Source organism: Streptomyces sp. NPDC101219, from assembly GCF_044767675.1.
In the GTDB taxonomy this organism is placed as follows: domain Bacteria; phylum Actinomycetota; class Actinomycetes; order Streptomycetales; family Streptomycetaceae; genus Streptomyces.
Genome location: NZ_JBIWOK010000012.1, coordinates 83,068 through 96,072, shown reverse-complemented (window position 1 = coordinate 96,072; position 13,005 = coordinate 83,068). Strand labels below are relative to the sequence as shown.

The 13,005-nt window shown below is 75.3% G+C and carries 13 protein-coding genes; 4 read left to right on the top strand and 9 right to left on the bottom strand.

Annotated elements, in window-relative coordinates; genetic code table 11:
* Nucleotides 1–87: 87 nt before the first annotated feature.
* The 4 genes from ACIRPP_RS23465 to ACIRPP_RS23450 form a co-directional block, all read right to left on the bottom strand.
* Nucleotides 88–534 carry an excalibur calcium-binding domain-containing protein gene (locus ACIRPP_RS23465; RefSeq protein WP_403646131.1) on the bottom strand — a complete coding sequence of 149 codons (447 nt, stop codon included), beginning with the start codon at nucleotides 532–534 and terminating at the stop codon, nucleotides 88–90.
* Nucleotides 535–921: 387 nt separating this feature from the next.
* Nucleotides 922–1,275 (bottom strand): nitrite reductase small subunit NirD, encoded by a 354-nt coding sequence (gene nirD / locus ACIRPP_RS23460; protein WP_403646128.1) that lies wholly within the window; start codon nucleotides 1,273–1,275, stop codon nucleotides 922–924.
* Nucleotides 1,272–3,869: a nitrite reductase large subunit NirB gene (gene nirB / locus ACIRPP_RS23455; protein ID WP_403646125.1), complete on the bottom strand. Its 2,598-nt coding sequence runs from the start codon at nucleotides 3,867–3,869 to the stop codon at nucleotides 1,272–1,274. Before nirB ends, nirD begins: the two co-directional genes overlap by 4 nt.
* On the bottom strand, nucleotides 3,869–5,086 hold the full coding sequence (locus ACIRPP_RS23450; protein WP_403646122.1) for an NAD(P)/FAD-dependent oxidoreductase: 1,218 nt from the start codon (nucleotides 5,084–5,086) through the stop codon (nucleotides 3,869–3,871). The genes nirB and ACIRPP_RS23450 overlap by 1 nt, the downstream gene beginning before the upstream one ends.
* A 183-nt stretch (nucleotides 5,087–5,269) precedes the next feature.
* On the opposite strand from ACIRPP_RS23450, the gene ACIRPP_RS23445 reads away from it, so the two are divergent.
* Nucleotides 5,270–6,052 (top strand): sulfite exporter TauE/SafE family protein, encoded by a 783-nt coding sequence (locus ACIRPP_RS23445; RefSeq protein ID WP_403646119.1) that lies wholly within the window; start codon nucleotides 5,270–5,272, stop codon nucleotides 6,050–6,052.
* 32 nt (nucleotides 6,053–6,084) lie between these two features.
* Nucleotides 6,085–6,312 carry a DUF2283 domain-containing protein gene (locus ACIRPP_RS23440; protein ID WP_403646116.1) on the top strand — a complete coding sequence of 76 codons (228 nt, stop codon included), beginning with the start codon at nucleotides 6,085–6,087 and terminating at the stop codon, nucleotides 6,310–6,312.
* 25 nt (nucleotides 6,313–6,337) lie between these two features.
* On the opposite strand, the gene ACIRPP_RS23435 is transcribed toward ACIRPP_RS23440, so the two are convergent.
* Together ACIRPP_RS23435 and ACIRPP_RS23430 are read right to left on the bottom strand one after the other, a co-directional pair.
* Nucleotides 6,338–6,988 (bottom strand): class F sortase, encoded by a 651-nt coding sequence (locus tag ACIRPP_RS23435; protein WP_403646113.1) that lies wholly within the window; start codon nucleotides 6,986–6,988, stop codon nucleotides 6,338–6,340.
* 117 nt (nucleotides 6,989–7,105) lie between these two features.
* Nucleotides 7,106–7,663: a hypothetical protein gene (locus ACIRPP_RS23430; RefSeq protein WP_403646110.1), complete on the bottom strand. Its 558-nt coding sequence runs from the start codon at nucleotides 7,661–7,663 to the stop codon at nucleotides 7,106–7,108.
* A 360-nt stretch (nucleotides 7,664–8,023) separates the two neighbouring features.
* On the opposite strand from ACIRPP_RS23430, the gene ACIRPP_RS23425 reads away from it, so the two are divergent.
* A complete protein-coding gene (locus ACIRPP_RS23425; protein ID WP_403646107.1) occupies nucleotides 8,024–8,398 on the top strand; it encodes a hypothetical protein in 375 nt (124 codons plus the stop codon).
* A 23-nt stretch (nucleotides 8,399–8,421) separates the two neighbouring features.
* Here the strand turns inward: ACIRPP_RS23425 and ACIRPP_RS23420 are convergent, their stop codons facing one another.
* The 3 genes from ACIRPP_RS23420 to ACIRPP_RS23410 form a co-directional block, all read right to left on the bottom strand.
* Nucleotides 8,422–8,862, bottom strand: coding sequence for a gamma-glutamylcyclotransferase family protein (locus tag ACIRPP_RS23420; protein WP_403646104.1), 441 nt, complete (start codon nucleotides 8,860–8,862; stop codon nucleotides 8,422–8,424).
* A gap of 68 nt (nucleotides 8,863–8,930) precedes the next feature.
* The gene (locus ACIRPP_RS23415) at nucleotides 8,931–11,063 is read right to left on the bottom strand and encodes a molybdopterin oxidoreductase family protein (RefSeq protein ID WP_403646101.1); all 2,133 of its coding nucleotides are present in this window, start codon (nucleotides 11,061–11,063) and stop codon (nucleotides 8,931–8,933) included.
* Nucleotides 11,064–11,203: 140 nt separating this feature from the next.
* On the bottom strand, nucleotides 11,204–11,902 hold the full coding sequence (locus ACIRPP_RS23410; protein WP_403646098.1) for a vancomycin high temperature exclusion protein: 699 nt from the start codon (nucleotides 11,900–11,902) through the stop codon (nucleotides 11,204–11,206).
* 211 nt (nucleotides 11,903–12,113) lie between these two features.
* Here ACIRPP_RS23410 and ACIRPP_RS23405 point away from each other — a divergent pair, with 211 nt between their 5' ends.
* Nucleotides 12,114–13,004 (top strand): sirohydrochlorin chelatase, encoded by an 891-nt coding sequence (locus ACIRPP_RS23405; RefSeq protein ID WP_403646096.1) that lies wholly within the window; start codon nucleotides 12,114–12,116, stop codon nucleotides 13,002–13,004.
* Nucleotide 13,005 lies beyond the last annotated feature (1 nt).

Sequence of the window (13,005 nt, the reverse complement as noted above, 5' to 3'; positions counted from 1 at the left end):
CCGCCCCTCCCTCCGCGCCCTCCCGCGCGGGGTGATGGCGCTCGTCGTGTCCGGACACCGGGTGTACCGGTGCCCGGACCGGGGGTGTCAGGGATTCCTGCGGACCTTGGAGGCCACCAGGGCCAGGAGGGCCGCGACGAGGGCGGCGCCGATGCCGACCGCGATGTAGGTGGTGGTGTCGGCGCCCCCGCCGGTCCGGGCGAGGCCGGCCTTGGTGCCGGCCTCATGCTTCTCGCCCTGTCCGCCACCGGCGGTGGCCTGTTCGGTGTCCCTGGTCAGGAACTCGTTGTCGTGCGGCTCGAAGTCGGCGGGCGGCTCGTCGCAGCCGATGCCGTCGCCGTCGCGGTCCAGGTGCTCGCCGTAGTGGTCATCACCCTGCGAGATGCTCTCGTACCCGTTGGCGTACGCGTCGGCGCAGCTCTTGAAGGGATGGTCGCCGTCGTGGGCCACCGCGGTGGTGGCGGGCAGGACGGTCAGAGCCAGAGCGGCGGCAGCTGTGACGGAGAAGGTGCGGAACGTGTTTACAGCATGCATGACAAGACCCCCAGGGCTGTGCATGTGCATGTGCATGTGCAGGAGCATGTGCGGGTCGACTCGAAAGCGACGGTACTGGGGAGTTCCTGTTGTGGGAGAGGTCTGGAGGTCCTGTGATGCAAACGTGACGTGAGCGGGAGGTAGCGCTGAGCTACGACCGGAAGGGTCCGTCACCTCGTAGGCGATGCCGTCCGAGGGGTGTCCGCTCGTCCCGCGCGGGCTGGAGAGGTGGGGCCGGGAGCGGTTCGGGGATGAGGGCCGGAATCGGGACGTGCAGCACGGATGAAACTCCACGCCCCCCGGGTGAACGCCGGACGCGAAGCCGACAGCCCGACAGCCCGGCAGCCCGGGAGTCGGGCGGCCCGGCGGCCCGCCCTCCGGTGGTGGTCAGGCCGCCGCCCGCACCTCGTACACCGTCACCCGGACGGCCTCGTCGTCCAGGCAGCGGCCCGACTCCAGGTCGAAGCGCTGCTTCAGCAGCGGCGAGGCGACGAAGGGGCGGCCCCGGTGGGTGCCGGTCAGACCGCGGGAGAGGACCGCGGCGCCGGTGAACGGGTCCCGGTTGTCGATGGCGTACAGGCGTCCGGTGCGGTCGGCGAAGACGGCCACCTGGCGGCCGTCCGGGAGGAGGGCCGCCACCCCGCGGCCCGGGAGCAGCGCGCTCAGGTCGCAGACGGGGAACCAGGCGTCCGCCAGGCGGAGCCGGACCTTCAGATCGGTGGTCTCCAGTGCCAGGGTCATCGCGTGGCGCTTCCTTCCAGGAGGTCGTCGGCGGGCCGCCGGCCGATGCTCAGCAGGGGCAGGTCGGGCTTGATCTGGTCGCGCTCCGGTACGAAGGCGACCACCGGGTCGGGGGCGTCGGGGGCGTTCACGAAGGACACGAAACGGGCCAGCTTCTCCGGGTCGTCGACGGTCTCCGCCCACTCGTCGCGGTAGTGCGCGACATGCGCGGCCATCAGGGACTCCAGCTCGTCGCAGATGCCGAGCGAGTCGTGGACGACCACGTCCCGCACGTGGTCCAGGCCGCCGGGGATCCGCTCCAGCCAGACGCTGGTGCGCTCCAGGCGGTCGGCGGTGCGGATGTAGAACATCAGGAACCGGTCGATCAGGCGCACCAGTTCGGCGTCGGAGAGGTCCTGGGCGAGCAGGTCCGCATGGCGCGGGGTGGCGCCGCCGTTGCCGCCGACGTAGAGGTTCCAGCCGTTGGCGGTGGCGATGACGCCGAAGTCCTTGGACTGTGCCTCGGCGCACTCGCGCTGGCAGCCGGAGACGGCCGACTTGAGCTTGTGCGGGGAGCGCAGCCCCCGGTAGCGCAGCTCCAGGTCGATCGCCATGCGCACCGAGTCCTGCACGCCGTAGCGGCACCAGGTCTGTCCGACACACGACTTCACCGTGCGCAGGGACTTGCCGTAGGCGTGGCCGGACTCGAAGCCGGCGTCGACCAGGCGCGCCCAGATCAAGGGCAGTTGCTCGACCCGGGCGCCGAACATGTCGATGCGCTGACCGCCGGTGATCTTCGTGTAGAGGCCGAAGTCGCGGGCGATCTCCCCGATGACGATGAGCTTCTCCGGGGCGATCTCCCCGCCGGGGATGCGCGGCACGACCGAGTAGGAGCCGTTGCGCTGGAGGTTGGCCAGAAAGTGGTCGTTGGTGTCCTGCAGCGCGGCCTGTTCGTCGTCGAGGACGTAGGTGCTGGCCCCGATCGCCGGGGCGAGGGAGGCGATGATCGAGCCGACCGCGGGCTTGCAGACCTCGCAGCCGTCGCCGCCCCGGGCCTCGTCGCGGCCGTACCGGTCCAGCAGGTCGCGGTAGGAGGTGAGGCGCAGGGCGAGGACGATCTCGTACAGCTCCTCGCGGGTCTGGGAGAAGCAGGAGCACAGGCCCTTGTCGACCGCGACTCCGTTCGCCTCCAGCTCGGCGTCGACCAGCTGACCGAGCACTTTGACGCAACTGCCGCAGCCAGTACCGGCCTTGGTGCACTTCTTCACCTCGGGCACGGTGGTGCAGCTGTGCTCGGTGACCGCGCCGCGGACGGTGCCCTTGGTGACGTTGTGGCAGGAGCAGACGACGGCGTCGTCGGGCAGCGCGGACGGGCCGAGCTGGGCCGGGGCACCGGCACCCGCGGGCAGCACCAGCGCCTCCGGGGCGACGGGCGGCACCGAGCCGGTGAAGGCGCGCAGCGTGCCGTACGCCTCCGCGTCGCCGACCAGGATGCCGCCGAGCAGCGTGCCGTCCCGGCCGATGACCAGCTTCTTGTACAGCCCGGCCCGGGAGTCGGAGTAGACGACGTCGAGGCAGTCCCCGCCGGTGCCGTGCGCGTCGCCGAAGGACGCCACGTCCACGCCGAGCAGCTTCAGCTTGGTGGACAGGTCCGCGCCGGTGAACGACGCCTCGGCGTCGGCGATGGCCGCGGCGGCGGTCTCTGCCTGCTCGTAGCCGGGCGCCACCAGGCCGTACACCCGGCCGTCGGCGGCCAGCGCGCACTCGCCGATCGCGAACACGTGCGGGTCGGTGACCGTGCGGCACCGCTCGTCCACCGCGATGCCGCCGCGCTCCCCGACGTCGAGTCCGCAGTCCCGGGCGAGCTGGTCGCGGGGGCGGACACCGGCGGAGAACACCACCAGGTCGGTAGCGAGTTCGGACCCGTCGGACAGTCTCATGCCGGTGACCGTGCCGTCCTCGCCGACCACGATCTCCTGGGTGCCGACACCGGTGTGGACGGCGAGGCCCATGTCCTGGATGGTGCGCAGCAGCGCCGCGCCGCCGCCCTCGTCGACCTGGACGGGCATCAGCCGGGGCGCGAACTCCACGATGTGGGTGGTCAGCCCGAGGCCCTTGAGCGCGCCCGCCGCCTCCAGTCCGAGCAGCCCGCCGCCGACCACCGCGCCGGTCGTCGCCGTCCGCGCGTACTCCTCGATCGCGAGCAGGTCCTCGATGGTGCGGTAGACGAAGCAGCCCTCGGCGTCCTTGTTCGGCACCGGGGGCACGAACGGGTAGGAGCCGGTGGCGAGGACCAGGATGTCGTAGGCGACGACCAGACCGGAGCGTGCGGTCACCGTGCGCGCCGTGCGGTCGACGCTCTCCGCCGGGTCGCCGACGCGCAGCTCGATGCCGTGCGCCTCGATGAAGGCCGCGTCCGTCAGGGACAGGTCCTCGGGGGTCCTCCCCGAGAAGTACGAGGTGAGCTGGACGCGGTCGTAGGCCGGACGCGGCTCCTCGCACAGCACGACCACGCGGTGCGTGGCGGTCAGACCGCGCTCGGCGAGCGCCTGCAGGAAACGCTGGCCGACCATGCCGTGGCCGATGAGCACGAGGGTCGGTGTGTCCATGGGCATCAGGAGCCTCCGTCATGGGTGAGCAGGTGGAGCAGGGGCCCGCCGTCGGAGGGGAGCGGCTCTGCTCCCTCCCAGGCGCGCGCGAGGGCGCCGACGGTGCCGAGTTCGCCGACCAGGACCCCGCCGACCAGGCGGTCGTCGCGGACGACGACCTTGCGGTAGGTGCCGCGGGTGGCGTCGGTGAGCTGTACGACGTCGTCGCCCGGCCGCGCCTCGGTCTCACCGAACGCGGCCAGGTCGAAGGGGCTGTCCGGCCCGGTGAGGGTGAGCCGGGTCAGGGAGCGGGTGCCGGTGTAACGGGCGGTGGTGTCCCCGGCGAGCAGCGCGGCGAGCGCGTCGGCCTGTTCGAGGGCCGGGGCGGCGAGCCCGTACACCGTGCCGGCGTGCTGCGCGCAGTCGCCGACGGCGTGGATGTGCGGGTCGGAGGTGCGCAGCTCGTCGTCGACGACGACGCCCTTGCGGACGTCCAGCCCGGCGGCCTGCGCGAGCCCCGCCCTCGGGCGGACGCCGCAGGCCAGCACCACGAGGTCGGCGTCGAGGGCGTAGCCGTCGGCCAGCTCCACCGAGCGGACCGCGCCGCCGGCGCAGCGCACGTCCCGCACCCGGCACTCGGTGTGCACCTCCACCCCGAGGCCGGTCAGGTACCGCTCGACGAGCACCGAGGCGGCCGGGTCGAGCCGGCGTTCCATGAGGCGCTCGGACTGCTGGGCGAGCACCACCTGCGCACCGCGCGCCGCGAGCGCCCGAGCGGCGGACACGCCGAGCAGTCCGCCGCCGATCACCACCGCCCGCACGCCCGGCCGGACCGCGTCGGCCAGGCGCAGGCAGTCGTCCAGGGTGCGGAAGGCGTGCACCCCCGCGGGCAGCTCGGGGCCGGTGGTGAACAGGCCGCGCAGCGGCGGCAGGACGGGGTTGGAGCCGGTGGCCAGCACCAGGCGGCCGTACGCCAGCACCGTGCCGTCGGCGCAGGTGACGGTCCGGGCGGCGCGGTCGATGCCGGTCACCCGGGCCCGGGTCAGCTCCGCGGGCGCCGGCAGGGCGATCACCTCGGGGCCGTACCGCCCGGCCAGCACCTCGGCGAGCAGCACCCGGTTGTACGGCGGGTGCCGCTCCTCGCCGATCAGTGTGACGGGCGTGCCCAGCTCGCCGAGCCGCCGGGCGAGGCGGACGCCCGCGAGGCCGGAGCCGATCACCACCACACGCTCGTTCCAGGTCATGTCCCCGAGCCTGCGGGGCAGGTGTTACCCGGCCGCATCCGAGCTGTTTCCCGCGCGGAACGCTGCGCTCAGCGGGGGAGCGGGGCCGCTGTGAGGCCCGCCGCGCGTGTGTGAGCAGCATCAACCTCAGGAAACGCTCATCTTGATGGACGTAGCAACTATCTGCTCCATAGGGTCGCGAGCATGCCCGACATCTCCCTGACCGCCGTCGTCCTGCTCTGTCTGGCGGCGCTGGCCGCCGGCTGGATCGACGCCGTGGTCGGCGGCGGCGGGCTGCTGCTCCTGCCCGCGCTGCTGCTCGGCCTGCCCGCCGGCACCCCGGCCGCGCACGCCCTCGGCACCAACAAGGCGGTCGCCATCGTCGGCACCACCGGCGCGGCGGTGACCTACGCCCGCAAGGCGCCGGTCGACGTCCGCACCGCCGTCCGCATCGGGCTGGCCGCCCTGGCGGGCTCCTCGGGCGGGGCGTTCCTGGCGGCCGGGATGAGCACCGAGGTCCTCAAGCCGGTCATCATGGTGGTGCTGCTCGCGGTCGCCGCCTTCGTCATCCTGCGTCCCGCCTTCGGCACCGCCCCCGCGCCCGGCCCGGTGAGCCGCCGCCGGACCCTCGCGGCGATCGGCCTGGCGGGCCTGGGCATCGGCTTCTACGACGGACTCGTCGGTCCCGGCACCGGCACCTTCCTCGTACTGGCGCTCACCGCACTGCTCCACCTCGACCTGGTCACCGCCTCCGCCACCGCCAAGATCGTCAACTGCTGCACCAACGCCGGGGCGCTCGCCATGTTCGCCTGGCAGGGTGCGGTGCTGTGGCAGTTGGCCGCGCTGATGGCCCTGTTCAACCTGGCGGGCGGCACCCTCGGCGCGCACACGGCGCTCAAGCGGGGCAGCGGCTTCGTCCGCGTCGTCCTGCTGGTCGTCGTCTTCGCCCTGGTCGCCAACCTGGCGTACGACCAGTGGCTGGCCTGAACCCGCCCGGCCCGCAACCCCTGAGGAAACCCGTGCACATCGCGTACGACCCGGAGCACGACACCGCCTACGTGCGGCTCACCGCGCACGTCCCGCCCGGCGGCGCGGTCCGCCAGGTCCCGGTCGACGGGCCCTGGACGGACGCCGAGGCGGTCCTCGACCTCGACGCGGACGGGCGCCTGCTCGGTATCGAGGTGACCGGGGCCCGCCGCGCGCTGCCCGCCCACCTGCTCGACGCGGCGGAGCGGGAGACGGGCTGAACCCGGGGCGCGGCCCCGGGGCGGCTCAGCGGCTGCCGGTCAGGCGGGCGTACACCACCACGTTGCCCCGGTAGCCGGTGGTGCGTGAGTAGCCGCCGCCGCAGGTGATGACCCGCAGCTCGGGGCGGGGCGCCGCGCCGTACACCTTCGCGTCGGGGAAGTCCCGCGCGTCGTACACCTCCACGGCGTCCACGGTGAACACGGCGACGCCCCCGTCCCGCCGGTCCACCTCGATGGTGCTGCCCTTGCGCAGCGCGCCGAGGGAGAAGAAGACGCCGGGGCCCTCGGCGTTGTCGACGTGGCCCGCGACGATCGCGGTGCCCCTCTCACCGGGCGTGGTCCCCGCCTCGTACCAGCCGGCGAGGTTCTTCCGGGCGGCCGGGGGGACGTCCAGGCTGCCCGTCGGGGTCAGACCGAGGCCGGTCAGCGGGGCGTCCACGTCGATCGCCGGGATGCGGATCCGGTCGGGCGGGGACGGCGGCAGCGCGGGCGCCGAGACCGGGCCGCCGCTGCGGTCGTCGTCGACGGCGCGGGCCTGGGCGGGGGAGGGCTGGGGCGGGGCGGGCGGGGCGGCCCCGTCGTGCAGCAGCCACAGGCCGGAGCAGAGGGCGACGACGGTGACGGCGGCTATGGCCGTGTTCCCCGTCCCGCCGGGCCGGCGGAACCTTCGGCGCATGACGGACTGACCTCTTCCTGGTCGGGCCCCCGTGCCCCCCTCCGGGCCGCGAGGGGCGTCGGGCCCGGAGGGGGAGGGGACATGCGGTACCGGCGGACGGGCAGCGGAGGGTGCCCGTCAGATCCCGTCGCCTCTCGCCCGGCGATGCAGGAGCCAGGTACCGCCCGCGGCGGCGACGGCAAGGGCCGCCACACCGGCCGCGGTCCGCACGGGGTCGGGGCCCAGGGCGCCGCCGACCCCCGTCTTCACACTGCCCCGGGGGGCCACCTGATGGGTGGCGGACGTCAGGGTGACCACCAGGTCACCGCTCACCCGCCGGTCGTTCCCGGCGCACCGCGCGACGATCTCGTACGTCCCCGGCACCGCGCTCGGCGGTACCCGGAACCGGCCGGTCAGGTCCTGCTCGTGCGTGGTCGGCACGAGCGTGAACCGGCCGGCGCCCACGGCGGTCGCGTCGCCCGTCGCGGCGCCGTCCTTCCCGCACGCCGCGGTGTTGACGGTGACGTGGTCGCCCGGTACGGCCGAGGAGGGATACACCTCCAGCCCGTCGGCGGTGGTGCCGGCCGGGATGCCGGACAGGTGGTCCGCCGGGGCGGCGTACGCGGGCGCGACCAGCGTCCCCGCTGCGGCCACGGCGAGCACGGTGCCGGTCAGCAGCCGGGCGGGACCTCGCATCGATGCTCCCTGAGCTCACGAACGGGCCGCGGCCCGCGGCACCCCCATGTGCCGCCGTCGATCGCGTCCCTGCTCTCCGAGGTAAGTGCCACCCGGCCCGGACCGCTCCCTGAGGGAGCGTCAGAAGGCGGGCTGAATGGGTGTCAGAGGGAGTGGGTCCGCTCCGGTGCGGACCGAGTTTCAGCAGGTCAGTGACACCGTCGCGGCCCCGCGGGGGCGGGAGGGGCGAAGGATGCGCCGCGCGACGGTGAACGGGTGACCGGCCCGGCCGCCCCCGCGGACGGCCCGGGGCCCCGCCCCGCCGGGTGACGCGGAGGCACTACCGTTCCACGAGGGGAGGTGGGCCGGGTGCGGAGGCGGATGCGGGCGCGGACCGGGGTGCTGCTGGTGCTGTGGGCCGTCGTGACGTACGGGCTCGTCCAGTCCTGCGGGGGGATGCTGAACAACGGGGGCGCCGCCGAGGTCCGGTGCCCCGGCGTCAACATCGGCGCGGACGGGGAGGAACATCCCCCGCGGATGCGCCCCGGCGAGACCTGTTACCCGCACCTCGACTCCCGGGAGACCCGGAGCTACGCGCAGCAGCGGGACTTCCAGCGCGCCGAGGGGGAGGACATCATCACCGGGGCGTGGTTCCTCGCGGCCGGAGCGCTCGGACTGGGCGGGCTGCACCTGCGGCGCCGCGTCCAACAGGCCCGCGCACGACGGCCGTACGAGTCCCCCGCTCGACGCACCTGAGGCGCCCGGGCGGGCGGGGCGGGTCAGCCGACCCGCGGCGGCGCGTCCCGCCGCCGGTCCCGCCAGTCGCCGCCCTCGATACGGTCGCCCCCGCGCCGCAGCCGCGCGGCGACCGGGGGTGCGGCGACGTACACCCACGCCCGTACCGTCGCCCCGTCCGCGTCCCGCACGACGTCCCGCACCACCCGTTCGTAGACGTTGCGCGGATCGCCCGGCGCGTACTCCTCCAGCCGGTCCAGCCCGGCGAGCAGCCCCGCGTACGCCTCGGGCCGCGCCGTCACCAGCTCCCCGCGCACCACCGGGCCGGGCTCCTCGACGGCGAAGGGGTAGCCGGGGCCGTCGTACAGCAGGGCGTCCCGGAGCCGGCCGGGTTCCTCGCGCAGGGTGCGGCCGCGCAGGAACAGGTCGTGGTTGACCTCACCGGGGCGGAGGGTGCCGTAGACGAAGAACGGGAGAGGCGTCACTGTTCACCTGCACGGGTCGGGGCGCCCCTGCGCGCGGCGGTGCCCGAGGGGCCTTACGGCACCGATTGTCACGTGCCGCCCGCGGCGCCGGCGACCGGCCCCACCCGTTCCACCCGCACCGCGCACGTCTTGAACTCCGGCATCCGAGACACCGGGTCCAGGGCCGGGTTGGTGAGGGTGTTGGCGCGGCCCGCGCCCGGCCAGTGGAACGGCATGAACACCGTGTCGGGGCGGACGGTGGCGGTGATCCGGGCCGGCGCCACCACCCGGCCCCGCCGGGACACCACCGCCAGCGGGTCGCCCTCGGCCGCGCCCAGCCGCTCCGCGAGCCGCGGGTGCAGCTCGACGAACGGGCCGGGAGCGGCGGCGTTCAGCTCCGCCACCCGCCGGGTCTGCGCACCCGACTGGTACTGGGCGACGACCCGGCCGGTGGTGAGCAGCACGGGATAGTCGTCGTCCGGCTCCTCGGCCGCCGCGCGGTGCGAGACGGCGACGAACCGGGCCCGGCCGTCCTCGGTGGCGAACCGGTCGAGGAAGAGACGGGGGGTGCCGGGGTGGACGGCGCCGGGCGCCTCACCGGCCGGTGCCGGGCACGGCCAGAAGACGCCCTGCTCGCGCTCCAGCCGGCCGTAGGTGATGCCGGAGTAGTCCGCGGCCCCGCCCGCGCTCGCCCGGCGCAGCTCCTCGAAGACCTCCTCCGGATCGCAGGGGAAGCCCCGGTGCCGTCCCCGGCCGTCGTCCAGCCGGACGGCCAGCCCGTGCAGCACCTCCAGGTCGCTGCGCACCCCTGCCGGCGGGGAGACGGCCCTGCGCCGCAGCAGCACCCTCCCCTCCAGGCTGGTCGTGGTGCCGGTCTCCTCCGCCCACTGCGTCACCGGCAGCACGACATCGGCGAGCGCGGCCGTCTCCGAGAGCACCACGTCGCACACCGCCAGGAAGTCCAGCGCGCGGATCCGCTCCTCGACATGGGCGGCGCGCGGCGCCGACACCACCGGGTTGGACCCCATCAGCAGCAGCGCGCGGATGTCGCCGCCCAGCGCGTCCAGCAGCTCGTAGGCGCTGCGCCCCGGCCCGGGCAGCGTGTCCGGGTCCACCCCCCACACCCCGGCCACGTGCGCCCGCGCCGCCGGGTCCGTCAGCCTGCGGTAGCCGGGCAGCTGGTCGGCCTTCTGGCCGTGCTCCCGCCCGCCCTGCCCGTTGCCCTGCCCGGTCAGGCACCCGTACCCGGACAGCGGGCGGCCCGCCCGGCCGGTCGCCAGACACAGGTTGATCCACGCGCTCACCGTGTCGGTGCCCTTGGACTGCTGCTCGGGCCCCCGCGCGGTCAGCACCATCGCCGCCTCCGGCGCGCAGAACAGGCGTACCGCCCGGCGCAGTTCGGGCACGGACACGCCCGTCACCCGCTCCACGTACTCCGGCCAGTGCGCCATCGCCGCCGCCCGGGTCTCCTCCCAGCCGGTGGTGCGCTCCCGGACGAACGCCTCGTCGGTGCGGCCCTCGGCGACGACCAGGTGCAGCAGTCCCAGGGCCAGCGCCAGGTCGGTGCCGGGGCGGGGCGCGAGGTGGAGGTCGGCCTGCTCGGCGGTCCGGGTCCGGCGCGGGTCGACGACGATCAGGGTGCCGCCGTTCTCCTTCAGCTCCGTGAGGTACCGCAGGAACGGCGGCATGGTCTCCGCCGGGTTCGAGCCGACGAGGATCACGCAGCCGGTCCTCGGGATGTCCTCCAGCGGGAACGGCAGCCCGCGGTCGACCCCGAACGCCCTGCCGCCCGCGGCCGCCGCCGACGACATGCAGAACCGCCCGTTGTAGTCGATCTGCGAGGTCCCCAGCACCACCCGCGCGAACTTGCCCAGCGCGTACGCCTTCTCGTTGGTCAGCCCGCCCCCGCCGAACACCCCGACCGCGTCCGCCCCGTGCCCGGACCGGGCCCGCCGCAGCCCCTCGGCGACCCGGTCCAGCGCCTCGTCCCAGGAAGCGGGTACCAGCGTGCCGTCCCCGGACCGCACCAGCGGTGACGTCAGCCGCACCGCCGGGGAGAGCACGGCGGGGGCCGTGCGCCCCTTGCCGCACAACGCCCCCCGGTTCACCGGGAAGTCCGCGCGCTCGGTCACCGCGACGGTCCCGTCCGGGGCCGGCGTCAGATTCATCCCGCACTGCAGCGCGCAGTAGGGGCAGTGCGTGGGCGTCACGGTGCTGTGCATGCCGTCCACCCTGCGCGGCCGGTGTTACGCACCGCACCGGCCCGTGTTACGCGCCCGGTACGGCCGCCTCCTCACCGGCGACGGCCCGCGGTGAGGGGCCGACGTCGCAGGCTGTCGGGCGACGACCGCTTCCGCGTCCGTCAGTCCCGTGCCGCGCGGGCCTCCGCCAGGGCCCGCCGCACGCCCGCCTCCTCCGGACCGAGGAAGCGGGGGTCGGGCCGGAACGCCGCGTCCAGCGCCGCCTTCCCCGCCGCGAGGATCTCCCGGGCGCCCCCGTAGTACCAGGTGGCGTCGTGCCGCTCGGCCACGCCGACCCCGTACGACGTCACCCCGGCCGCCTCGCACAGCGCCACCGCCCGCCGCACGTGGAAGCCCTGGCTGATCAGCACCGCCCGGTCCACGCCGAAGATCTTCCGGGCCCGCACGCAGGAGTCCCAGGTGTCGAAGCCGGCGTAGTCGCTGACGATCCGGGTGCCGGGCACGCCGTGCCGGGTGAGGTAGGCGCGCATCGCGTCCGGCTCGTCGTAGTCCTCGCGGCTGTTGTCGCCGGTGACCAGGACCACCCGGATCCGGCCCGCCCGGTACAGCTCGGCCGCCGCGTCCAGCCGGTGCGCGAGGTAGGGCGACGGCTCCCCGTCCCACAGGCCCGCGCCGAACACCACGGCCACGTCGGTGCGCGGCACGTCGGCGGCGGTGCGCAGCCGGTCCTCGGCCGTCAGGTGCAGCCAGGTCGCCGGGAGCAGCGCCAGCGTGCCGAGGCCCGCCACCACCCGCACCAGCCGGCGCTGTCCCGCGCGGGTGCGCGGCAGGCGGGGACGGCGGACGGAGAATCGGCGCATCGGAACGGACCTCCCGGGTCGGCACTCGCTGGGCGAAGACGTCCCGGCGGCACCGCCGGTTCGGCGGGCGAGGTGTGACCGGCCTCACGCCTGGGCCGTGCGCCCAGGTCAGGACGCCTCACCCGGCGCGCGGGGCGGGCCGTGAAGGGCCGGAAAACACCCGTCACGCCCGCGCAACCGTCCGGCAACGTGCCCGGGCCAGCATCGGTGCATGACCGCGACCCACCCCGCCGGCCCGGCGCACCCCGACGGCCCCGGCCGCCTCGACACCTCCGGCGACCTGCTGCACCGGATCGGCACCACGCTGGCCGGCCGGCTGGGCCTCGTCGCACCGGACGGCCGGGGCCGCCCGGCCCCGCCCGCCCTCGTCGTCGTGGCCCACGGCAGCCGGGACCCGCGCGCGCTCACCACCGTGACGGCCCTGCTCGACCGGGTCCGCGCCCTGCGCCCGGACCTGCCCGTGCACCTCGGCCACGTGGAGCTCAACGCGCCGCTGCTGCCCGACACCCTCGCCGCGCTCGACGCGCGGGCCACCGGCGAGGCCGTGCTGGTCCCGCTGCTGTTCGGGCGCGGCCACCACGTCAAGCGGGACATCCCCGCGCTCGCCGCCGGGGCCCGCACACCCACCCGCGTCGCCGCCCCGCTCGGCCCGCACCCGCTGCTCGTGGACGCCCTGCACGCCCGCCTGACCGAGGCCGGCTGGCCCGACGAGGCCGACGGCACCACCCGCCGCACCGGCGGGGTCGTCCTCGCCTGGGCCGGCTCGCGCGACCCCGAGGCGCGGGCCGACACCGGGCGCACCGCGCGGCTGCTCGCCGCCCGGCTCGGCGTCCCCGTTCTCCCCGCACAGGCGTCCGCCGGCGGGCCCACCGTGCCGGACGCCGTACGCGCCCTCGCCGCCCGGGACCGCCACCGGGTGGCCGTCGCCTCCTGCTTCGCCGCGCCCGGCCGCTTCGCGACCGAGTGCGCCCGGGCCGCACCCTGGATCGCGTCCGCCCCCCTGGGCACCCACCCGGCGCTGGCCCGCCTCCTCCTGCACCGCTACGACGAGGCCCTCGCCGTTCCGGCCGCCCGCCCCCCTGCGGCCCTCGCACCGGCCTGAG

Excerpts from the sequence above, each read along its gene's own strand:
- ACIRPP_RS23465 (WP_403646131.1), bottom strand. The coding sequence starts at position 534 with ATGCATGCTGTAAACACGTTCCGCACCTTCTCCGTCACAGCTGCCGCC.
- nirD (WP_403646128.1), bottom strand. The coding sequence starts at position 1,275 with ATGACCCTGGCACTGGAGACCACCGATCTGAAGGTCCGGCTCCGCCTG.
- nirB (WP_403646125.1), bottom strand. The coding sequence starts at position 3,869 with ATGCCCATGGACACACCGACCCTCGTGCTCATCGGCCACGGCATGGTC.
- ACIRPP_RS23450 (WP_403646122.1), bottom strand. The coding sequence starts at position 5,086 with ATGACCTGGAACGAGCGTGTGGTGGTGATCGGCTCCGGCCTCGCGGGC.
- ACIRPP_RS23445 (WP_403646119.1), top strand. The coding sequence starts at position 5,270 with ATGCCCGACATCTCCCTGACCGCCGTCGTCCTGCTCTGTCTGGCGGCG.
- ACIRPP_RS23435 (WP_403646113.1), bottom strand. The coding sequence starts at position 6,988 with ATGCGCCGAAGGTTCCGCCGGCCCGGCGGGACGGGGAACACGGCCATA.
- ACIRPP_RS23430 (WP_403646110.1), bottom strand. The coding sequence starts at position 7,663 with ATGCGAGGTCCCGCCCGGCTGCTGACCGGCACCGTGCTCGCCGTGGCC.
- ACIRPP_RS23425 (WP_403646107.1), top strand. The coding sequence starts at position 8,024 with ATGCGGGCGCGGACCGGGGTGCTGCTGGTGCTGTGGGCCGTCGTGACG.
- ACIRPP_RS23415 (WP_403646101.1), bottom strand. The coding sequence starts at position 11,063 with ATGCACAGCACCGTGACGCCCACGCACTGCCCCTACTGCGCGCTGCAG.
- ACIRPP_RS23410 (WP_403646098.1), bottom strand. The coding sequence starts at position 11,902 with ATGCGCCGATTCTCCGTCCGCCGTCCCCGCCTGCCGCGCACCCGCGCG.
- ACIRPP_RS23405 (WP_403646096.1), top strand. The coding sequence starts at position 12,114 with ATGACCGCGACCCACCCCGCCGGCCCGGCGCACCCCGACGGCCCCGGC.